This is a genomic window from uncultured Campylobacter sp., from assembly GCF_947255105.1.
Classification (GTDB): domain Bacteria; phylum Campylobacterota; class Campylobacteria; order Campylobacterales; family Campylobacteraceae; genus Campylobacter_B.
Window position 1 is genome coordinate 46,061 of record NZ_CAMYFP010000008.1, and the last position, 21,546, is coordinate 67,606.

Sequence of the window (21,546 nt, forward strand, 5' to 3'; positions counted from 1 at the left end):
AGGTTAAATTTATGTCATTTTTCAAAGCTATTAGAGTTAAAAATAGCTTCAAAGATAATAGAAGCTTAATTTTTGATATAATTTAGCCCAAAAAGGAAAACCATGGGACTAAAAAGCGATAAATGGATAAGAGAACAGAGCCTAAAAAACAAGATGATTGATCCATTTTGTGAGAAAAATATAGGTGTTGGCGTTGTTAGTTATGGACTTAGTAGCTATGGATATGATATAAGAGTGGCTGATGAGTTTAAGATTTTTACAAATGTCGGCGGAACGGTAGTTGATCCAAAAAACTTTGATGAGAAAAATGTAGTTGATTTTAAGGGCAATATCTGCATAGTGCCTCCAAATTCATTTGCTCTTGCAAGAACTGTGGAATACTTCAATATGCCGCGAAACACTCTTGCTATCTGCCTTGGAAAAAGCACCTATGCAAGATGTGGAATTATAGTAAATGTTACTCCATTTGAGCCAGGATTTAGAGGCTATATCACGATAGAGATCTCAAACACCACTCCACTTCCTGCCAAAATTTATGCAAATGAAGGAATTGCTCAAGTGCTATTTTTAGAAGGTGATGAGCCATGCGAAGTCTGCTACAGCGACAAAAAAGGCAAATATCAAGATCAACAAGGCATAACTCTGCCTAGAATTTTAAAGTAAGGAGCAGTGGTGAAAAATTTAATAATAGTAGAGTCTCCAGCAAAAGCCAAAACAATAAAAAACTTTCTTGGCAAAGACTACACCGTCATAGCGTCCAAAGGTCACATTAGAGATCTTCCAAAAACTAGCTTTGGCATAAAAATAGAAAACAATACTTTTACACCAGAATACAGAGTAAGTAGCGACCACTCAGCCATCGTAAAAGAGATAAAAGAGCTTGCTAAAAAGGCAGATAAAATCTACCTTGCAACGGATGAAGATAGAGAGGGTGAGGCGATTGCCTATCACATAGCTCACGCCATCGGCAAAGAACCGACTTCACTTGATAGAATTGTCTTTCACGAAATCACCAAATCAGCCATAGGCGAATCTTTGAAAAACCCACGAAAACTAGATCTTGCAAGTGTCAATGCACAACAAGCAAGAAGACTTTTGGATAGGATAGTAGGCTATAAATTAAGCCCACTTCTTAGTCAAAAAATCCAAAGAGGCTTAAGCGCTGGAAGAGTCCAAAGTGTAGCACTTAAAATAGTTGTCGATAAAGAGAGAGAGATAAGGGCATTTGTCCCTGTTGAGTATCACACTATTGAAATGATATTTAAAAAAGATCTTGAAGCTGAAATTGTCGGATATAGAGGTAAAAAATTAGAAAAACTCTCTATAAAAGATGAAAAAATGGCAAAAGAGATAACCCAGTCTATAAAAAAAGATAAATTTCATGTAAAAGAGATAGAGAAAAAAGAGCGCAAAACAAACCCACAGCCTCCATTTATGACCTCAACTCTGCAACAAACCGCAAGTTCAAACTTGGGCTTTAGTCCAAGAAAAACTATGATGATAGCTCAAAGTCTTTATGAGGGCGTTGAGACAAATAGCGGTTTTATGGGCGCAATCACCTATATGAGAACAGACTCTTTAAATATCTCAAAAGAGGCAATTGCTTCTGCAAGAGAGCTTATCTCCAAAGAGTATGGCGCAAAATATCTTCCCAAAACTCCAAATTATTACAAAACCAAAAGCAAAGGTGCCCAGGAAGCACACGAAGCAATTCGCCCTACAAATTTAAACTTTAGTCCAGAAGTTGCAAAGGGCTATCTAAGCGGCGATGAACTCAAACTCTACACTCTAATTTACAATAGATTTATCGCCTCACAGATGACACCAAGTATCTCACAAAATCAAAATATCTTTGTAAAAGGCGATGAAAGTGAGTTTAAAATAGGCGGTAGAGTTGTGCTTTTTGATGGATTTTACAGAGCTTATGGCGATGTTGATAAGGACAAAATTTTGCCCGACCTAAAAATAGGCGATGAGATGAAAACTCAAAGTGTTGGTAGCAAACAAAACTTCACAGAGCCGCCTGCAAGGTACTCTGAAGCCTCTTTGATAAAAATGCTTGAAAGCTTAGGAATTGGTCGTCCATCAACATATGCGCCAACTATCTCCATCTTAACTAGCAGAAACTATGTAGATATTGAAAAAAAACAGCTCATCCCAACAGAGATAGCCTTTAAAATAACTACTATGTTAGAGCAATATTTTAGCAATATTGTAGATAACAAATTTACCTCCAAAATGGAAGAAAAACTTGATGATATAGCCGAAAATAAGGCGGATTGGCAGGAGGTATTGAGTGAGTTTTATAACCCCTTTATAGAAAAGATAGATAGTGGCAAAAAAAATATCAAAAGTCAAAAAATAGCTACGCCAATTGGCGAAAAATGCCCAGAATGTGGTGGCGAACTTGTAAAAAGAAGTGGAAGATATGGCGAGTTTATAGCATGTTTGAATTTTCCAAAGTGCAAATATAGTAGAAATTTAGAGGGCGAGAAAAAAGAGAAAAAAGAGCCTATAAGCACAGGAGTAAAATGTCCTCTATGCAAAGATGGAATGGTTGTTGAAAGAATTTCTAGAAGAGGAAAGTTTTATGGATGTTCCAACTATCCAAAGTGCCGCTTTGTAAGCAACTATGAGATAGTTTTAAAAGAGTGCCCAGAGTGCAAAAACAACTATCTTTACAAAAAAGAGCTCAAAAAAGGCAACTTCCTAGACTGCCCAAAGTGCAAACATAGGCAAGAGATATGATAATAGGCGTTATCTCTGACTCTCACAAAAGAGATGATGTTGCAAAAGAGGCGATGCTCTATCTTAAAGATAGAGGCGCTTCTATCATCATTCATGCAGGCGATATTGTAGAAAAGACAACTCTAAAGGACTTAAAAGAGCTTGGTATTCCATATAGAGCCGTTCTTGGCAACAACGATCACCATTTAGAAAAGCTTAAAGAGAAATTTAACCTCTACAGCGAGCCCTATGAGTTTAGCTTTGGCTCATTTTCATTTTTATTGATGCACAAACCAAAGTGGCTAAAAAGCGGCACTGATTTTTGTATATTTGGGCACACTCACACATTTGAGTGCTTTAAAAAAGACAAAACAATCTTTGTAAATCCAGGTGAAATTTGTGCTAGAAATAGGCCTTTGCATGAGTTTTGTTACATAGATACAGATAGCATGGACGCTATAAAAGTAAGTGCAAAAGCAAAAAAGCAAAGAGTTTGGATAGAGGAGAAAATGGATATTTTGGAGTTAAAAAGTGAGTGAGATAGTCATCTTAATAGTCCTTTCTTTTATCATTTTTGCCTCTCCATTTATCGCAAAACTCATCAAGATACCAATAGCTCCCACAGAGATACTCCTTGGAATGGTTGCTGGAAGCCTAGGGCTTTTTAGCCATAACGAACTTTTTAAGCTAGTTGCAGACATTGGTTTTTACTATCTTATGTTTTTGGCAGGAACTGAGGTGGATTTGAAAATATTTATAAGGACTGACAGAACAATACTCAAAAAATCACTCATCTTTACAGTGCTTATGTATCTTTTCGCCGCTCTTATCACCTATATTTTTGGACTTAGCCCACTTTTTATAGTCATCTTTCCACTCATAAGCATAGGAATACTTTCAACTCTTTATAAGGATTATGGCAAGAAAGAGGAGTGGCTAAATTTGGCGATGCTTGTAGGCGTTATAGGCGAGATTGTAAGTATCGCACTTTTAACAGTTTTAGGCGCCTACCTAAAACATGGCTTTGGGAGCTCTTTGTTTATAAACTTAGGCGTTTTAGTGCTATTTTTAATAACAGTAAGTCTTTTGTTTAAGGGGCTAGAAGTGCTATTTTGGTGGTATCCTGGTATCAAAAGAGTGCTTATGCCACAATATGACAAAGATGAAAAAGATATAAGACTCTCAATGGCGCTTTTTTGCTTTGTTATCGCCATAATGATCATCATAGATCTAAAGGTAGTTCTTGGCGCCTTTATCGCAGGCACCTTTATCTCGACATTTTTTGACCACAAAAAAGACCTACCAAACAAACTCTCTGGCTTTGGCTTTGGCTTTTTGATTCCTATCTTTTTTGCCTATGTTGGCTCTACGATAGAGATAGATTCACTCTTTCTGCCTGGCGTCATATCGCAAATTGCTATGATTGTTGGAGCTATTATTGTCATTAGAATTCTCTCTGCGGTGGTATTTTTGAAAAATCTTAAATTTATACCGACAATTCTTTTTGCTCTCTCGCTCTCAATGCCTCTAACGCTTCTAATAGCAGTTGCAACTATCGGCATAGAGACTGGCTACATCACCCAAAAAACATACTATTCATTTGTTTTTGCAAGCCTTTTTGAAGTTGTCATTTGTCTGGTGTTTATTAAACTTATCCACAAAAGAAAGGGGCTAAAAAATGCATGATCTGTTACTAGCTGCCAAAAATGCAGCACTTCTTGCTGGTAAGGAGATCTTGGCGCATTACAGCAACTACAAAGTGCTACAAAAACCTGACAACTCTCCGCTAACTTCGGCTGATCTTGCTGCAAATGAAGCTATTTTTAAAATTTTAAGTAAAACTGGTATTGAAATTTGCTCTGAAGAGAGCATTTTAGAGGCTGATAAAATGGGTGAAGATGACACTTTTTGGCTTGTTGATCCACTTGATGGGACACGCGATTTTATCGCAAAAAATGGTGAGTTTTGTGTCTGTATCGCACTTATAAAAAACTCTCGTCCAATTTTGTCTGTAATTTTTATACCAACTAAAAATGAACTTTTTTATAGCGCTGGAGAAAATAAAGTATTTATAAATGATGAACTTATAAAACCAAATTTAGACTGCAAAACTCCAAATTTACTTCTACTTGGAAGAAGTGGAATGGGAAAAAGACGCATAGCTTTGGCAAATAGCTTTAATCTTAGTTTTAAAAGAGTTGGCTCAGCAATTAAGTTTTGCCAAATTGCAAAAAGCAAAGCCATGCTCTATCCACGCTTTGGCGATAGCTATCTTTGGGATATTGCGGCGGGGGATTTTTTGGTTGTGCAAAGTGGTGGAGAGATAATTGACCTAAAGAGTAGAAAAAAGCCACTTTACAATGGCAAAAAGCTTCTAAACTCGCCATTTGTTGTGATTGATAAAAACAGCATTCATTTAAAAGAGCAAATTTTAAATAAAATTGATGAGATTTTAAAAATTCAGCAATAGTGCCATTTTTTAACAGCTAGTGAAATTTAAAATCTACTCTTTAAAAACTGTTGTAACTACAAAAACTTCTTACTTTATTTGACATCGTTTTTATATCCTAAATTTAAAAGTTCTTTTGTAGCATTTTCATCACCTAGATACTCAAATGTCACATATAGATATTTTAAGTTTTTAGAATTAAGCCCTTTTTCGACCAATTTTTCAGTCAAATTTAGCCAAAAAGTGCGGTGCGTTTTATATTTTTGTGAGTTTAATAAATTTAAAAGCTCCTTTGAGCGCGGAGTTTTGATATTTAAGGCTATATTTTCATCTCTAAAAATCTTGGTAAAACTAAACCAAATATCCATTCCAAGGCGATCGTTTATAAGACAATTTTTATCAAGCAGATAGTCAAAAACTTTAATTTTATTATTTACTAAAGCCAAATTTAAAAGCCCAGTATCCTCGTAGAAAAAAACTGTATTTTTATCCAATCCCTCATCAAAAAACTCATTTAAAATAGCGATAGTTTCATCTTCGCTTATCTTTTTATCTGTCAAAACAGCCGGCACATAAACACCAAATTTAAAAGTCCTTTCATCGGCACAAAAAAGCATATCTTCTATCAAAATGCTATTTGTAGTTTTGTGGTTTTTTATAAAAGGACTAATGCCTTTACTATCGTTTTTAAAACTTAGCTCTCTATCACTTCCCAAAATCTCCAAAACCTTGCTCTCGTCATTATTCTCAATGGCCTTATTTAACTCATCTACGCTAAATTTACTCTCGCTTTTTTTAAACTCAAATTTAGAACAATCAATATCTTTAAAATATAAACTTTTAAGCCCATCATAAGTAAAAGCGTTTAAATTTAAACAAAATAGCAAAAAGAGTAAGATTTTCATGGCAAATCCTTTTAGATTTTAAAAATTACTAGCTTTTTTCATCTCGCAATCTTTTAGAGCTTTTTTAATCTCTTTTGCGATATAAAAAGCTAAATTTATAAAGCAGCACCTCCAACCATTTTGTGTGCGTCATTTAATTTTTATAATATAGCATAAATCATGCTTAACTTTTTTTGCTTTTATTCTCTATTTTGCTTTTTATGCCCTGTCAAAGGCTATTTGAGATGATATCTTTTCATCTACATTTTTATCTAGGCAATGATTATTAAATATCTTGATTTATAAAAATTTATATTTAGAATTAATATGACTTTGGGATTTTATGAATATCATTAAAACAATAAGTTACGAAATAAATAAAATATTAGAAATAAATAAAGATGATTCAACTTGGCATCTTGCATTTTTTACGGGTTTTTGCATGTCGGCTCCACTTTTAGTAGGGGCTTTTTTAAACAATATGCATTTAGCAGTTATTAGTTCAATGGGTACAATGCTTTTTTTATATACTCCAAAAACACCACTTTATCATAGAATGATAGTTTTAATGGCTTGTGGATTTGGTTTTATAGTAAGTTTTATCTTTGGAGGATTGGCGCATTTCTCACCACATATAAGTCCAATTGTTTTATGTGTTTTAACTATTATTGTAACAATGACTGTAAGATTTTATCAATTATCAAACCCTGGAAATTTCTTCTTTATAATGATTGCTACGATATCTATCTTTTTACCTTTTAAAACATCACAGCTTATAGAAATTAGTGGGTATTTTGTCTTAGGGACTATTTGGGCTGTAATAGTTGCCTTTATATATAGTTTATTAACTGCAAAAATTTTAAAAATAGAAGAGATTAAAAAGATAAAATATGATGGCTTTGATAATGTAGTTGTTGATAGTGTGATAATTGGATTTTTTGTTGGATTTAGTATTTTAATAGCACAAATAATAGGCATTGAAAGAGCGTATTGGGTGCCAATTTCTACACTAGCAATCCTACAAGGAATGACTTTAAGAAGCAAATGGACAAGGCAAATTCATAGAATTTTGGGAACCGCAATAGGAATAGCTTTAGTATATTTTTTGCTGCGTTTAAATTTAAATAGCCTACAAATTGCAATTTTAATAGGTGTTCTTGGCTTTTTAGCACAACTTACAATCACTAAACACTATGGTGTAGCCACAATTTTTATAACTCCGATGACTGTTTATATGGCTGAAATGAGTGGAGTAATAAGTGGTGGAGCAACAACTTTAATTGTAGCAAGGCTTGAAGATATTATTCTAGGAAGTATAATTGGTTTTATTGGTGGAATTTGTTTACACAATCTTAAATTTAGAAAAATAATAATAAAAACAATTTACTTTTTTATAAATTTACTTCCTTCTAGCAAGCAAGATAATGTAACTTAAAAAATAGTTTTAAGTTGTCTATAACCGCTATTTTGCTCTCTTAAATTTTAAATTTATTTTGTAGATTTTAAGTTTTAAAACAGCACAAATTTATTTAAATTTAGAATCAAAAATCTCTTTTTCAAAGTATCACAACCTCAGTTTCTAGCTTTATGCCAAAGTTTTCAAAAACTCGCTTTTTAGCTAGATTTATCAAAGACAGAGCCTCATCAAATGTTGCTTCGCCATAATTTATAAGAAAGTTTGCATGAGCATCGCTAAACCCACAACCACCAATCTTATATCCCTTAAGTCCGACTTCTTCTAGCAGTTTGCCTGCAAAAAATGGTGTAGGATTTTTAAAAATGGAGCCAAAACTAGCACCTCGTGGTTGATTGGCTCTATTTTGTGCTATCTTGTTAGCTAGCAAGTGATCAAAGCCCTTTTTTACCTTAAACAAAGCAGTAAAAACAACTTCATCAATCCCACTTTTTCTATAGCCAAATTTAAGCTCGTCTTTTGCAATCTCTTTGTCAAAAAACTCAACTAAAATAAGGTTATTTGAGATCTCATATCCCATAAGTCCGGCATTCATCTTCAAAAGTCCGCCGATTGTGCCTGGAATGTTTTTAAGAAACTCAAATCCAAAAATATCGTTTTTCATAGCAAAATTGTAGAGCTTTGCACTCTTTGTAGCGCCTCCAACTCTTAGATATTCCCCATCAAATTTGATAAAATCAAAGCTCTTATCAAGCATACCAAGAGGAGGTGGCGTTGGCGATATCAAGAGGTTATTAGCGCCTCCTACAACGACACCATCAAACTCTGGATAGCTCTCTTTTGTGATGTTAAAAAGCTCTATCTTAGGACCAATTTTGATAGATGAATATCTCTTAAAATCAACAACCACCTACGAAAACCTTATCTTTTCATACTCAGTTGGAATAAGATAGTTGTTGATATCTATTGGCTGGTCATAAAACTTGGCATCAAAACCTATCTTATAGAGCCTATTTAGGGCTTGAAGCTGTATATCGCTTAGAGTTATTGACTCTTTGTTGGCATAGAGATCTAAATATTTATCAAGTTTTATCTCATCAACTCTAACAAGTCCTCTTGCAAGCAGCATTTGCGAAAGAAGTTTTTTGTGCTTTGTGGCAACTTCAACTGCTTTGCTTAAAACTCTTTGCGCCTCTATCGCATCAGTTAGCGGGATACTTCTTCTTATAGCCATTCCACCAAGTGGCAAAGGAAGCCCATCGCCTCCAAGCTCACACCAGATATCCCAAAGCTCTTTTTCAACACAGAGCGAACTATCAAAATCCAAAATGCTCTCATGTATAAGCACACCAGCATCGACTTTGCCACTAAGCACCGCCTCTTGAATATCTAAAAAATTCATATAAACAACTCTAGCCTTTGGATAGTAAGCTCTAAACAAAAGGGCATTTGTAGTATGCTCGCCGCTTAATGCAACTTTGAAATTTGGCTTTAGTTGGTGCTCTTTTTTTCTTATGAGTTTTGGACCATAGCCCTCCCCAAAACTAACAGCGGTATTTAAAAGTGCATAGTCATTTTTGATGTAGGGATAGAGTGCAAAACTTATGGCACTTACATCATACTCTCCTCTTAAAGTGGCTAAATTTAAGCTCTCGATATCATCAGATCTGCTGCTAAACTCCAAAAAACTACTTCCAACCCAACCAAATTTGATAGCCATATACATAAAAATGTCATCGGCGTCTGGCGAATGTGCAACCTCTATTAGCTTTTTCATCTACTCTCCTTTTAAGCTCTATCTTAATCAACTTTGGCTTATTTTTTTGTAAAAAGAAACCCTTTGTTACTTAAATTAATTAAAAGTAATAGTATATTATAATAGTAGTTATTTTAATTTAAGGGTTTCTTATGGATGAAAGCAAGAAAAAATCAATCGACCTAGCCTTAAAACAGATCGACAAAGCCTTTGGAAAAGGGACTTTGGTAAGATTGGGCGATAGAGAAGTTGAGCCGATAGATAGCATATCAACAGGTTCAATTGGACTTGATATCGCTCTTGGAATTGGGGGCGTTCCAAAGGGCAGAGTTGTAGAAATTTATGGACCAGAAAGTAGCGGTAAAACAACTCTTACACTTCAAATCATAGCTGAGTGTCAAAAAAAGGGTGGAATTTGTGCCTTTGTAGATGCTGAGCATGCTCTTGATGTAAAGTATGCATCAAATATAGGAGTAGATACTGACAATCTCTATGTTTCACAGCCTGATTTTGGCGAGCAAGCACTAGATATCGTAGAGACTTTGGCAAGAAGTGGAGCAATTGATCTTATAGTTGTAGATAGCGTTGCAGCACTTACTCCAAAAAGCGAAATTGAGGGCGATATGGGCGATACACATGTGGGACTTCAAGCCCGCCTTATGTCGCAAGCTCTTAGAAAACTTACAGGTATTGTAAGCAAGATGGGGACAACAGTTATTTTTATCAACCAAATTCGTATGAAAATAGGAATGATGGGCTATGGTTCGCCAGAGACAACAACAGGCGGTAATGCACTTAAGTTTTACTCATCTGTTAGGATAGATATTAGAAGAATTGCCACACTCAAACAAAACGATGAAAGTATCGGCAACAGAGTAAAGGCGAAAGTTGTTAAAAACAAAGTGGCTCCACCATTTAGAGTGGCTGAGTTTGACATTATGTTTGGCGAGGGCGTTAGCAAACTTGGCGAGCTTATAGACTATGGAGTTAAGTTAGATATCGTAGATAAAAGCGGTGCGTGGTTTAGTTATGGTGCTACTAGACTTGGTCAAGGTAGAGAGAACTCCAAAATTTTCCTAAAAGAAAATCCAGCTATTGCAGATGAGATAGAGAGCAAAATAAAAGAGCAAATAGGCGTTATGCCATCAGAGGGCGATGATGATGATAGCCAAGACAAAGGAGATGATGAATGATAACAATAAGCAGCATAACAGCACTAGAGGTGCTAGATAGCAGAGGAAACCCAACTATAAAAGCCAATGTTTTTCTAAGTGATGGAAGTAGTGGCTCTGCAATCGTGCCAAGTGGCGCAAGTACTGGTAAAAAAGAGGCGTTAGAGTTAAGAGATAAGGACCAAAGATATGGTGGAAAAGGTGTATTAAAGGCTGTTGCCAACATAGAGGGCGTTATTGCACCAAAGCTAATAGGACTCTCTCCTTATGACCAAAAAAAGGTAGATAATACCATGCTAGAGCTCGATGGCACCAAAAACTACTCTCATCTTGGTGCAAATGCCGTGCTAGGTGTGAGTATGGCTGTTGCAAGAGCTGCGGCAAATAGCTTAAATTTGCCACTATATAGATATCTTGGCGGTATCAATGCTTCTTTACTTCCAATACCGATGTTTAACATCATAAATGGCGGCGCACATGCAAACAATAGTGTTGATTTTCAAGAGTTTATGATAATGCCTTTTGGTATGCATACATTTGATGACGCTCTAAGAGCAGCCGCTGAGGTCTATCAAGCATTAAAAGCGCTTTTGGATGAGAAAGACTACAGCACTGCAGTTGGCGATGAGGGCGGTTTTGCTCCAAATTTAGCCAACAACGAAGAGCCGATAGAGCTTATCATCGAGGCTGTAAAAAGAGCTGGTTATGCACTTGGTTCACAGATAAAAATTGCTCTTGATGTGGCTGCAAGTGAGATCTATGAAGAGGGTAAATACAAAGTTGAGGGAAAAGAGTTTAGTAGTAGCGAGCTAATCGACTACTATGAAAGTCTTTGTGAAAAATATCCTATCTACTCCATAGAAGATGGACTTAGCGAAGATGACTGGGAGGACTGGGCTTTGCTTACCAAAAGGCTTGGCGACAAAGTTCAACTAGTAGGAGATGATCTCTTTGTAACAAATGAAGAGATACTGCAAGAGGGTATAAAAAAGGGAGTTGCAAATGCAATCCTTATCAAACCAAACCAAATAGGAAGCCTAACACAAACTCTTCAAACTATTCGCCTTGCACAAAGAAGTGGCTATAAAACAATTATAAGCCACAGAAGCGGCGAGAGCGAAGATAGCTTTATAGCAGACTTAGCAGTAGCTACAAATGCCGGTCAGATAAAGACAGGCGCAACCTCAAGAAGTGAGAGAAATGCCAAATACAACAGGCTTTTAGAGATTGCAAAAGAGAGCAATGAGTTTATAAGTTGAGTTTTTTGTTAAATTTACTCTTCACAAAGCAAAGGACCCTTTTGGCAAAGGTGCTTAAGGGTTCTTGTTGGGTTGTTGTGCTTGTGTTGTGCGGGATATATTTTGGAGAGCTGCTTTTTGGAAAGAGAGGCTATGAGGTCTTAAGAAAGCTACAAATAGAGCAAAAAGAGCTATATAGCGATATAAACAGATTAAAAGAGGAAAACTCAAAGCTTCAAAAAACTCTACTTGAGAAAAAATACCTAGATCCAGATCTGCGATAAGCTACTTAACTATGACAAATCCAATGGCTATCTTATCAACGCTATTTTTATAGTCAGCCAAACTCTCGCCATAACCGCTAAAATAGTGCAGATAGACTCCTAATCCATTTTTGAGAGAGTAGCTCCATGATAACCTTGCTGCGCCTTTATTCTCTTTTCTTAAGTTGTTTCTTAACATTAACGAAATATTATTTTTATGCCACTCATAGCTCAGATTTAACTCCCCATATCCATAATATTTTGCAAAATCCTTATTTGTCTTATCTAGCGAAAAAGCATGCCAAATTCGTGGTGTAAATTTGAAATTATCAAACTCAAATTTGCTCTCTAAATAGGCTTTATTAACAGATCTTGACTCTAAGCCATCTTTGCCGTTTGATTGGTGAAGTAGTCCCAAAGTTAGTATTTTTAGATGATTGTCTTTTATGGGAATTTCTAAAAAAAACTCAGGTTGATAGTTGGTATCTCTAAATGGCGAAGAGTCTTGAAAAATTTGCCACCACGATATTTGCGTATATCCAAAAAAGAAGCTCTCATTTAGCCCTAAAAGTCCGGTGTATAGTGGTTTTTCCAAACTCAGTTGAAAGTTTAGCTCGTTTTGTCTTCTATCATCTTTGCTAGAGCTATCATAACTCCAGATTAGATAGTTTGGCTCATGAACTCTTATCCCCCAAAAATCAGCCACAAAATCATTACTTTTGTCTTTTGTTACCTCATCAATATTTTTTTTATGTTGGTTTTGGCTCTCATTTGTGTCCTCTTTTGATAGCTCATAGGCTAGTTTATAATATCTCATCGCACTTTTTATATCGCCTACATCTTGGCTTTTTTGACCCATTATATAGAGGCTGCCTGTGCTGTTTGACTCTGTATTATTTAGATCTAGAGCATTTGCATAGAGAAAAGTTGTTAAAAAAATTGCTACTATTTTTTTCATAAGTTACCTTGTATCGCCACTTGATAGTCATTTGGATAGTTTATATTGAAAAATTGCTCTTTGTTTTGAAATTTATACTCGCCAAAGCTGCACTCTTTGAAAAGTTTTGAGACTTGATGTTCTCCATTTTCATAGAGTTTTTTAGCAATCCTTGCAACAGAGCCACTATAAAAACCGCACAAACTATGGCTAAACTCATCATCTGCTGCTACATAGATATCATACTCTTTGCCCTGCTTAAAAAGAAGTTCAACACTTTTTATCTCTACAAATGGCATATCAGCACAGATGATAAAAACTCTTCTCTCTTTGAAGTTGCTAAGTATGCTATAGAGTGCGCCCATTGGAGAATAGTCACTAAAACTATCTTTTATAAGTGGAAGCGGTGGGCTAAATTTCTGCTCTTTGGCGCTTATAAAAATCTCTTTAAAATAGGGTTTAAATTTGGCATATTGATAGTGCGTCAATGAGGCAAAGCTGCTAAATTCCAAAAGAGTTTTATCTCTTTTCATACGGCTACTCATTCCGCCTGCTAAGATGACACAAACATCCATAGATCAAAGCTCTCTTGGATCGGCTATCTTTCCAGCCACTGCTGAGGCTGCTGCAACGGCTGAGTTAGCAAGATAAATTTCACTAGTCCTATCGCCCATTCTGCCTACAAAATTTCTATTTGTTGTAGAGATACATCTCTCGCCATCGCCCAAAATCCCCATATATCCGCCAAGACATGCACCACAAGTTGGATTGCTTACCACTGCGCCCGCCTCTATAAAGGTCTCTATCAAGCCCTCTTTTTGCGCTTGAAGTAAAATTTGCTGTGTTGCGGGTGTGATGATTAGTCTAGTTTTTCTTGCAACTTTGCGCCCTTTTAGGATTGAAGCTGCAATTCTCAAATCACTAAGTCGTCCATTGGTACAGCTTCCTATAAAGGCTTGATCGATAGAGATATCATCTTTTACAGCATTCTCTATACTCTTTCCATTGCTTGGCAAAAATGGATAGGCCACCAAAGGACTAAGCCTCTCTACATCGATCTCTAAAACCGCCTCATACTCTGCCCCCTCATCTGAGTGATGAATACGTAGCTCTCTTGCTATCTTTTTATCTTTAAAAAACTCTTTTGTCTTCTCATCATAGGCTATAATTCCACTTTTTGCACCTGCTTCTATCGCCATATTGCACATACTAAAGCGATCATCCATCTCTAAGCCCTCTATCGTATCGCCACAAAACTCCAAAGCTTTGTAAAGAGCGCCATCAACGCCAATTCTTCTAATAACTTCAAGTATCAGATCTTTTCCATAAACATGTTCGCCAAGTCTGCCCTTGAAAATGACCTTTATTGATGGTGGCACCTTAAACCAATTTTTGCCAGTTATCATGGCAAATGCCAAGTCAGTAGAGCCCATACCCGTAGCAAAAGCTCCAAGTGCGCCATGAGTACAGGTGTGAGAATCAGCTCCAATTATCACATCGCCCGTTACAACAAGCCCTTTTTGTGGCAAAAGTGCATGCTCGATACCCAGATCTTTCTCATCAAAATAGTTTTTTAGGTTGTGCTTATATGCAAACTCTCTTGAGATTTTTGCTTGATTGGCGCTTGCAATATCTTTTGTTGGAATGTAGTGATCCATCACAATTGCAAAGCCATCAGGATTGGCAAGCTTTTTGGCGCCACTTAGTTCAAACTGCCTTATAGAGATAGGAGTTGTGATATCGTTGCCTATGACCATATCTATCTTGCTCTCTACTATCTCGCCTGCAAAGACCTTTTTGCCTACATGTTGTGAGAAAATTTTTTCTGTAATTGTCTGTTTCATCTTCTGCCCTTTTGCTATTTTAAGTAGCTATTTTAGCAAGATTGCTTAAATTTATAGAGCCAAATTTGGCACTTTTATTGCAATATAGAGCTAAATTTAACTATAATTAGCCCTATGAAATATGCACATCTTTTACAAATAACCGACTTTTTACAGCACTTTAAGCAACTTAGCACCATAAAAAGAGTTGGCGATAGAGTTTTGGAGCTTAAATTTGACCACTACACGCTTTTTTTTGATATGCGTAAAAATGGCTCTGCTATCTACAAAACTGACCTTTTTTTGGAGACAAAAGAGTATAGAGCACCCTTTGATATCGCACTTTTCAAAAGAGCAAATGGAGCCTATATCAAAAGTATCGAAACACTTAAAAACAACAGAGTTTTAAAGCTCTGTCTTAGTAAAAAGCAGAGTTACAAAAGCATTGAAAGCAGACTCTATTTTGAATTTACAGGACGTTTTACAAATGTCATATTGTGCGATGAGCAAAACATCATCATAGAGGCACTTAGCCACACCATCAGCAAAAACAGAGAGATAAAGATAGCGACGAAATTTAAAGAGCTTGAGCCATTTGAGATAAAAGAGAGAGCTGTTGAAAAGATTGTTGATTTTGAACTTTTTTTTAAAAATGAGTATGACAAAATAGCACAAAATGAGCTTGATGAGATAAAAAAGGTAAAAATATCTTGGATAGAAAAACGCATAGAAGCACTAGAAAACAACATCGCCGCACTTCAAAAAGAAGAAGAGCTACAAAGACAATCAGACGAACTATCGCAAAAAGCGGCACTTTTAACTGCAAATTTATATAGACTCAAAGAGTATCAAAGAGAGTTTAGCCTTATGCAAGAAGATGGAAAAGAGGTGAAATTTAGCCTCCAAAACAGCCCTAAATTTGAAGCCAATAGACTTTTTAATGAGAGCAAAAAGCTAAGACAAAAGGCTAGCGGACTAAAGATAGAAAAGCAAAATCTAAATGAGCGAAAAGAGTATTTTTTAACTCTTAAAAAACTTATCCTAAACTCACAAAGCAAAGAGGAGATAGAAGTTTTGCTACCAAAGCGAAGTGGGCATAAAAAAGAGCAAAAAGAGAACCAAAACATAGAGGAATTTTACATCAAAGAGTATAAAGTCCTAGTTGGCAAAAATGCAAAAGGCAACGAAACTTTGCTAAAAAACTCAAAAAAAGACGACCTCTGGCTTCATCTAAAAGATAGTCCATCTGCCCATGTCATCATAAAAAGCTCGAAAAAAAATGTTGATAACGCCATTTTGTATTTTGCTGCAAAGATTTGTGCAACTTTTAGCACCAAAGAGAGCGGCTCATATTTAGTTGATTATACAAAAAGAGCAAATGTCAAGGTCGTTCAAGGTGCAAATGTCACCTACACTGACTACAAAACTATAAAAATCACCCTATAAACTACCAAATTTAAGTAAAATATAACAAAAAAAGGAGAGTTATGAAAACTAGGATTATTACAGCTTCGATACTGCTTGTAGCATTTTTGTTGCTTATCTGGATTGATAATTTTTGGTTAAACTATCTACTTTTTGGCGTAGTTATCGCCTTTGCTTTTGTTGAGAGTCTCAAAATCTACAACATAGAGGAGAGCAAACTTATAGTTATCGCTCTTTTTTGCTATCTTTTGCTATCACTATCTAGTAGCGCCCCTTTTATCCTTGCAATATGCGTGATAATGCTCTATCTAATAGTCATAGCAAGTTTTCTAGCCTACAACAAATCTCCAAGTCTAAAGCCACTTTTGCCATTTATTTATCCTTTGGCGCCACTATTTTTGCTCTTTAGCCTCTATAAAGACTTTGGTATCGCCTATTTTGCCTGGCTGCTTTTTGCCATCATCGCAAGCGATAGCGGCGGATATTTTTTAGGCAAAAAATTTGGCAAAAGAGCCTTTAGCCCCTCTTCGCCAAACAAAACATTAGAGGGCGTTGTCGGCGCACTTTGTTGTGGCACTCTTTTTGGCACTATCTTTGGCTTTTTCTTTATCGAAGAGCTTGAGATGGCTGTAGTTTTTAAATTTTCTCTCATAGTTGTTCTTTTTGGAATTTTTGGCGATCTCTTTGAAAGTTATCTCAAAAGAGCTGCCAACATCAAAGATAGCGGCTCACTCTTCCCTGGACATGGCGGTATGTTAGATAGGATAGATGGCTATCTCTTTGGCGCTGTTGGCGCTGTATTGGTGCTTATATGGTAGTTTTAGGCTCAACTGGAAGCATTGGCACAAATACTCTAAGTCTAGCTAAGAAATTTAACATCTCCATAGAAGCGCTTAGTTGCAAAAGCAATGTTGCACTTCTAAACGAACAAATAGAGCTCTTTTGCCCTAAATTTGTCTGTGTTGGTAGCAAAGAGCTAAAAGATAAAGTTAAGCACGATAGAGTTTTTTATGGCAGCTCTGGACTTTTGGAGATGTTAAGGGAGTGTGATAGCAAGCTAGTTATAAACTCGCTCGTTGGCTTTGCAGGAATGGAGCCAAGCGTAGAGATACAAGCTCTTGGCAAAACACTAGCCCTTGCCAACAAAGAGAGTTTAGTTGTAGCTGGTAAGTTTCTCGATACAAAAAAGATTTTGCCAATAGACAGCGAGCACTTTGGACTTAAATTTCTACTACAAAACAGTCCCGCTCCAAAAAGACTCATTATCACAGCAAGTGGCGGTGCTTTTAGAGATACTCCACTAAAAGAGCTAAAAAACGTAACTCCACAAATGGCACTAAAGCATCCAAACTGGTCTATGGGTGCTAAGATCACCATTGATAGCGCAACTATGGCAAACAAACTCTTTGAAGTGCTAGAGGGCTTTTGGCTCTTTGATGTGGCAAATATCGATGCAATCATAGAACCAACATCAACGATACATGCATTTGTTGATTTTGTAGATGGCTCAACTACAGCACACATCAGCCAAACAGATATGAAACTAGCTATTGCTAGCGCTGTTTTTGAGGGACTTGGCAAAAAACTAAACTCACCAATCATCGATAACTTTGATATCATGAAGCTAAAAGAGCTCAAATTTATGCCGATTGACAAGGACAAATATCCACTCTTTACTCTAAAAAACGAAGTTTTGCAAAATAGAAATCTAGGCGTTATCATCAATGCTGCAAATGAGATTTTTGTTGAGAAGTTTTTAAACAATGAGTGTAAATTCACCGATATAAAGAAAATAGTATTTGATAGTTTGAATAGGTTTGGTAGCTCTAAATTTAGCGATATAAAAGAGATATTTGTAGCCGATAAAAAGGTAAGAGAGTTTTGCCAACAGCTAAATTTGAACTGATTTAAAGGAGAGAGATGATACTTGGCATTGAGAGTAGTTGCGATGATAGCTCACTTGCACTCATGAAAACAGAGAGTCTAGAGCTTGTTTTTTATCAAAAGATATCACAAGAAAAAGAGCATGCCAAATATGGCGGAGTTGTGCCTGAACTTGCCGCAAGACTTCATACAACGGCTTTAGTTGAGATATTAAAAAACATTAAGCCCTGTCTAAAAGAGATAAAGGCCATAGCAGTCACCAACGAACCAGGGCTTAGCGTGAGCCTCATAAGCGGCGTTACAATGGCAAAAAGCCTAAGCGTGGCGCTAAATTTACCGCTCATCGCCATCAACCACCTTATAGGACATATCTATTCGCTCTTTTTAGACAAAGAACTGGTGCTACCTTTGGGCGTTTTGTTAGTTAGTGGCGGACATACTATGGTTTTAGATATCGATGATAGTGGCATTATAAATCTCATCGCAAAAAGCACAGATGATAGCTTTGGCGAGAGCTTTGACAAAGTTGCTAAAATGCTCTCTTATGGCTATCCCGGTGGCCCAATTATAGAAAAATTAGCAAAAAGTGGCGATAGCAAAAAGTTTGATTTTACGGTACCACTAAAGGGAAGCAACAGGCTAGAATACAGTTTTTCAGGACTTAAAAATCAAGTCCGCATAGCCATAGAAAAGCTAGACAAAGACGACTATCAAAGCAAGCTTGACATCGCTGCCTCATTTCAAAAAACAGCCTGCGATCACATAGTTGACAGACTAAAAAAGATTTTTGAGATAAAGCAGTTTAAAAACTTTAGCATAGTTGGCGGTGCTAGTGCCAACCTCTACTTAAGAGAGGAGATAGAAAAACTCTGTCATCACAACCGCACCTCACTACTTCTTGCTCCGCTTGAGTTTTGCTCTGACAATGCCGCTATGATAGCAAGAGCTGGTGTTGATGGCTATAAAAAGGGGCGTTTTATAAGCTTTGAAGAGCTACAACTTCACCCCACTTCGGACTTGAACCATTTTGAAATTTAGCCACCAAATTTGATGGCTAAATTTGGTTAATAACTATATTGACTCTTCTATTTGCCTTTAGGCATTTCAAATAGACATCTTTGGAGCTATCTTTTTGGCAAGTTCTAAATTTGGTACTTTTGCCCTTGCCACTTGTCTTGATGATGGACTCATCTATCCCAAGCCTTACAAGCTCGCCCTTTACATAGTCGGCTCTTCTTATAGAGAGCGTGTCATTGTAACTATCAGTTCCTACTTTGTCTGCATATCCAACTATCTCTACACTTTTTATCTCTTTTATGCTCTTTATATATTTTGATAGTCGTGCTCTCTCTTTCCAGTCAAGCATAGCATGCCCAAAACCAAAAAAGAAGCTCTCGCCCAGCTCTTTCTCCTCTTCTTCCTGCTCTATCTTTGGTGCTACAACTGGCACTACAACAGCGCTCCCTACACAATCAACCGGCTTAGTAAAGATACTCCTTGCAACAAAATCTCTATCAAAAACTATCTTATATTGGCATGTTGTGACACTTTTGTCGCTGTTTGTGAAGTTGAGGATATAGTCCCACTCAACAACTCCAAAAAAGCCTTCGCCAAAGTGCGGATGACCGATGAGCTTCATTATCTGACTTTTATTCTGCCCAACTTTTAGCTTTTTTATTTTCTCTTTGTCTGTGTAAATTCCACCCTTTATCCACGCCTCATCTTTTGCAGGAAACTTTACATCACTATAACTAACAACACCATCTTTTGGGATGTAGCCACTATACGAAGAGGCACATCCTGCAAGCAAAACTCCAACTACAAAAACCGCTATAAACTCAAATTTCATCTTCTACTATCCTACCAATGAAATCCGATAGAAGCTGCAGCGCCTACATTTCTTTGGCTATCATAGCTTACCGCGCCCTTAAAGACCCATCTTCCATTGTCAGACATTTTAGAAATACCAAGCGCTGTAGCACTTTGACCCTTATAGTATCCAGCGCCCAAAGAGATAAGTCCTTTGCCAGGTATGGTGGATTGCATCAAATTGCCAATAGCAAGTGCCGATGAAACTCCCGCCCTACTATCATCTCTTAGCTCATCTATCGCCTCATATACGCCGGAGAGATTTTGAGCTTGTAGATTTTGAAGGCTCTTTTTGAGTTGAGCAAGATTGACAGCGTCGGTCTCATTTTTGGCTTCGGCAACATTGGTTATGCGTCTTTCATTGCCACTTGAACCCACTGAAACAACATTCTCTTCTCCACCATCATCAGATCCTGCACCTATAGCTACAGAGTTTTTACCAGTTGCTTTGGAGTTGTGACCTACTGCTACAGAGTTTTCGCCAGTTGCACTTGGCGCTGCACCGCCTGTTTGATTGACCGCTACCCATGAAGCAGAGCTATTTTGTATCATATTTTGCACAGCTTTTAGTTGAGCTATGTTTGCTGCATCGGTGTCATTTGTTCCTGCTGCAACATTTACTATCTGTCTTGTATTGGTATCATTTCCAACAGACAAAGCTCCCAAATTTCCCTTTACAGTCTCTTTTACCCCTGCTTCATCTTTCAAATAAACATCATTTGCATTGGCTGCCGCAGTTTTTGCAACTGAGTCCTTACCTATAGCAACGCCCGAATCAACCTCTGCTTTGGCGCCACTTCCTATAGCTACAGCGTCAGCTGCCGCTGTGGTCGTGCTAGCTTTCGCTCCTACAGCTATAGAGTTTGCACCCTCTGCTTTTGAATCATCGGCATTTTTCATATCGTTGATGTGAAAGCCTTTTGTGCCCTCTTCGTTTATTTTATTGACCTGCTTTTTAAGCTCTTCAAAATCGTGAGCGCTAACGCCACCACCTATAAGAGCTTTGACATCTTGCAACTGCTTGTAATTTACTGCGTCACCATTTTCTGTTCCATCTGCAAGATTGGTTATCTTTTTATTTCCTGCATCTATACCTTTATCATTAATCTTAACTCCGCTTGTAAATGCTAGAGATTTAATATCTGTTAGAGTATCACTTAGAGCTACAGAGATATCATTTCCATTGATAGATGTTTTAATGTTATTTCCACCTTTTATGTTGATTTTATCGCCAAATTTAGCAGCTTTTGCTGTTCCTGAGTCTGCACCAAATGTTATGTTGCCATCTGCTAGTTTAGAGGCGTTTTCAATATTTTTAACTAGAGTGCTATCCATCTTTTCTTTTGTGATGGTGTTGTTTGCAATTTTATCTGCTGTTATGGCACCAGCTGCAATCTTTTCTTTGGTTACAGCACCATTTGCAATTTTATCTGTTTTTACTGAGCCTGCTTTTAGGTTGATATTTACATCATTACTACCTGTTGTTGTAGCTACATCTAAATCGTTTGATTTAATGTTGGTTTTAAGACTCTCTGTTACTTTCTCTGCTAAATTTGCATTTGTTAAGAACTGTTTACTATCAATGTAGCTTTTAACCTTTTCGCCTGTAACTGCATCTGTGCTACCATCTGCAATATCACCTGATGCAACATTGGTTATCTTTTTATTTCCTGCATCTATACCTTTATCATTAATCTTAACTCCG

The 21,546-nt window shown here is 36.8% G+C and carries 21 protein-coding genes; 13 read left to right on the forward strand and 8 right to left on the reverse strand.

Annotation, left to right across the window (positions count from 1 at the left end):
* Positions 1-102 precede the first annotated feature (102 nt).
* From dcd to Q0X52_RS05520, 5 genes are read left to right on the forward strand one after another with little or no spacing between them, the layout of a single operon-like run.
* Positions 103-663, forward strand: a complete 561-nt coding sequence (dcd, locus tag Q0X52_RS05500) for a dCTP deaminase (protein WP_297575836.1) — start codon at positions 103-105, stop codon at positions 661-663.
* A gap of 9 nt (positions 664-672) precedes the next feature.
* Entirely contained in the window at positions 673-2,748 is a 2,076-nt protein-coding gene (gene topA, locus Q0X52_RS05505) for a type I DNA topoisomerase (protein WP_297575838.1), read from the forward strand.
* Positions 2,745-3,266, forward strand: a complete 522-nt coding sequence (locus tag Q0X52_RS05510; RefSeq protein ID WP_297575840.1) for a metallophosphoesterase family protein — start codon at positions 2,745-2,747, stop codon at positions 3,264-3,266. The genes topA and Q0X52_RS05510 overlap by 4 nt, the downstream gene beginning before the upstream one ends.
* Complete coding sequence (locus tag Q0X52_RS05515) at positions 3,259-4,413, forward strand: cation:proton antiporter (protein WP_297575842.1); 1,155 nt, start codon at positions 3,259-3,261, stop codon at positions 4,411-4,413. Before Q0X52_RS05510 ends, Q0X52_RS05515 begins: the two co-directional genes overlap by 8 nt.
* On the forward strand, positions 4,406-5,197 hold the full coding sequence (locus tag Q0X52_RS05520) for a 3'(2'),5'-bisphosphate nucleotidase CysQ (RefSeq protein WP_297575843.1): 792 nt from the start codon (positions 4,406-4,408) through the stop codon (positions 5,195-5,197). The genes Q0X52_RS05515 and Q0X52_RS05520 overlap by 8 nt, the downstream gene beginning before the upstream one ends.
* A gap of 74 nt (positions 5,198-5,271) precedes the next feature.
* Here the strand turns inward: Q0X52_RS05520 and Q0X52_RS05525 are convergent, their stop codons facing one another.
* On the reverse strand, positions 5,272-6,081 hold the full coding sequence (locus Q0X52_RS05525; protein ID WP_297575845.1) for a hypothetical protein: 810 nt from the start codon (positions 6,079-6,081) through the stop codon (positions 5,272-5,274).
* Positions 6,082-6,403: 322 nt separating this feature from the next.
* Between Q0X52_RS05525 and Q0X52_RS05530 the strand changes: the two genes are divergently transcribed.
* Positions 6,404-7,495, forward strand: coding sequence for an FUSC family protein (locus tag Q0X52_RS05530; RefSeq protein WP_297575847.1), 1,092 nt, complete (start codon positions 6,404-6,406; stop codon positions 7,493-7,495).
* Between the two features lie 121 nt (positions 7,496-7,616).
* Here the strand turns inward: Q0X52_RS05530 and Q0X52_RS05535 are convergent, their stop codons facing one another.
* Both Q0X52_RS05535 and Q0X52_RS05540 read right to left on the reverse strand, forming a co-directional pair.
* Positions 7,617-8,384, reverse strand: a complete 768-nt coding sequence (locus Q0X52_RS05535) for a UDP-N-acetylmuramate dehydrogenase (protein ID WP_297575849.1) — start codon at positions 8,382-8,384, stop codon at positions 7,617-7,619.
* Positions 8,385-9,251 carry an MqnA/MqnD/SBP family protein gene (locus Q0X52_RS05540; protein ID WP_297575852.1) on the reverse strand — a complete coding sequence of 289 codons (867 nt, stop codon included), beginning with the start codon at positions 9,249-9,251 and terminating at the stop codon, positions 8,385-8,387.
* A gap of 131 nt (positions 9,252-9,382) precedes the next feature.
* On the opposite strand from Q0X52_RS05540, the gene recA reads away from it, so the two are divergent.
* Genes recA through Q0X52_RS05555 form a run of 3 tightly spaced genes read left to right on the forward strand, consistent with a single transcriptional unit; the run spans position 9,383 to position 11,924 of the window.
* On the forward strand, positions 9,383-10,423 hold the full coding sequence (gene recA / locus Q0X52_RS05545) for a recombinase RecA (RefSeq protein ID WP_297575855.1): 1,041 nt from the start codon (positions 9,383-9,385) through the stop codon (positions 10,421-10,423).
* The gene (eno, locus tag Q0X52_RS05550) at positions 10,420-11,661 is read left to right on the forward strand and encodes a phosphopyruvate hydratase (protein WP_297575857.1); all 1,242 of its coding nucleotides are present in this window, start codon (positions 10,420-10,422) and stop codon (positions 11,659-11,661) included. The genes recA and eno overlap by 4 nt, the downstream gene beginning before the upstream one ends.
* A 50-nt stretch (positions 11,662-11,711) precedes the next feature.
* Positions 11,712-11,924: a hypothetical protein gene (locus tag Q0X52_RS05555; protein ID WP_297575880.1), complete on the forward strand. Its 213-nt coding sequence runs from the start codon at positions 11,712-11,714 to the stop codon at positions 11,922-11,924.
* A 1-nt stretch (position 11,925) separates the two neighbouring features.
* On the opposite strand, the gene Q0X52_RS05560 is transcribed toward Q0X52_RS05555, so the two are convergent.
* The 3 genes from Q0X52_RS05560 to leuC are packed head-to-tail and all read right to left on the reverse strand — an operon-like array spanning position 11,926 to position 14,684.
* Positions 11,926-12,861 (reverse strand): phospholipase A, encoded by a 936-nt coding sequence (locus Q0X52_RS05560; RefSeq protein WP_297575859.1) that lies wholly within the window; start codon positions 12,859-12,861, stop codon positions 11,926-11,928.
* The gene (locus Q0X52_RS05565; RefSeq protein WP_297575861.1) at positions 12,858-13,415 is read right to left on the reverse strand and encodes a molybdenum cofactor guanylyltransferase; all 558 of its coding nucleotides are present in this window, start codon (positions 13,413-13,415) and stop codon (positions 12,858-12,860) included. Before Q0X52_RS05565 ends, Q0X52_RS05560 begins: the two co-directional genes overlap by 4 nt.
* Before the next feature lie 3 nt (positions 13,416-13,418).
* Positions 13,419-14,684, reverse strand: a complete 1,266-nt coding sequence (gene leuC, locus Q0X52_RS05570; RefSeq protein WP_297575863.1) for a 3-isopropylmalate dehydratase large subunit — start codon at positions 14,682-14,684, stop codon at positions 13,419-13,421.
* A 114-nt stretch (positions 14,685-14,798) separates the two neighbouring features.
* Here leuC and Q0X52_RS05575 point away from each other — a divergent pair, with 114 nt between their 5' ends.
* The 4 genes from Q0X52_RS05575 to tsaD are packed head-to-tail and all read left to right on the forward strand — an operon-like array spanning position 14,799 to position 19,010.
* Entirely contained in the window at positions 14,799-16,109 is a 1,311-nt protein-coding gene (locus Q0X52_RS05575; protein WP_297575865.1) for an NFACT RNA binding domain-containing protein, read from the forward strand.
* Between the two features lie 41 nt (positions 16,110-16,150).
* A complete protein-coding gene (locus Q0X52_RS05580) occupies positions 16,151-16,906 on the forward strand; it encodes a phosphatidate cytidylyltransferase (RefSeq protein WP_297575867.1) in 756 nt (251 codons plus the stop codon).
* A complete protein-coding gene (gene dxr / locus Q0X52_RS05585; protein ID WP_297575869.1) occupies positions 16,900-17,994 on the forward strand; it encodes a 1-deoxy-D-xylulose-5-phosphate reductoisomerase in 1,095 nt (364 codons plus the stop codon). Before Q0X52_RS05580 ends, dxr begins: the two co-directional genes overlap by 7 nt.
* Positions 17,995-18,008: 14 nt before the next feature.
* Positions 18,009-19,010 (forward strand): tRNA (adenosine(37)-N6)-threonylcarbamoyltransferase complex transferase subunit TsaD, encoded by a 1,002-nt coding sequence (gene tsaD / locus Q0X52_RS05590; RefSeq protein ID WP_297575871.1) that lies wholly within the window; start codon positions 18,009-18,011, stop codon positions 19,008-19,010.
* 16 nt (positions 19,011-19,026) lie between these two features.
* Here the strand turns inward: tsaD and Q0X52_RS05595 are convergent, their stop codons facing one another.
* Both Q0X52_RS05595 and Q0X52_RS05600 read right to left on the reverse strand, forming a co-directional pair.
* On the reverse strand, positions 19,027-19,821 hold the full coding sequence (locus Q0X52_RS05595; protein ID WP_297575872.1) for an OmpA family protein: 795 nt from the start codon (positions 19,819-19,821) through the stop codon (positions 19,027-19,029).
* An 11-nt stretch (positions 19,822-19,832) separates the two neighbouring features.
* Positions 19,833-21,546, reverse strand: a 1,714-nt coding sequence (locus Q0X52_RS05600; protein WP_297575874.1) for a YadA-like family protein, incomplete at its 5' end; no start/stop codon positions are given.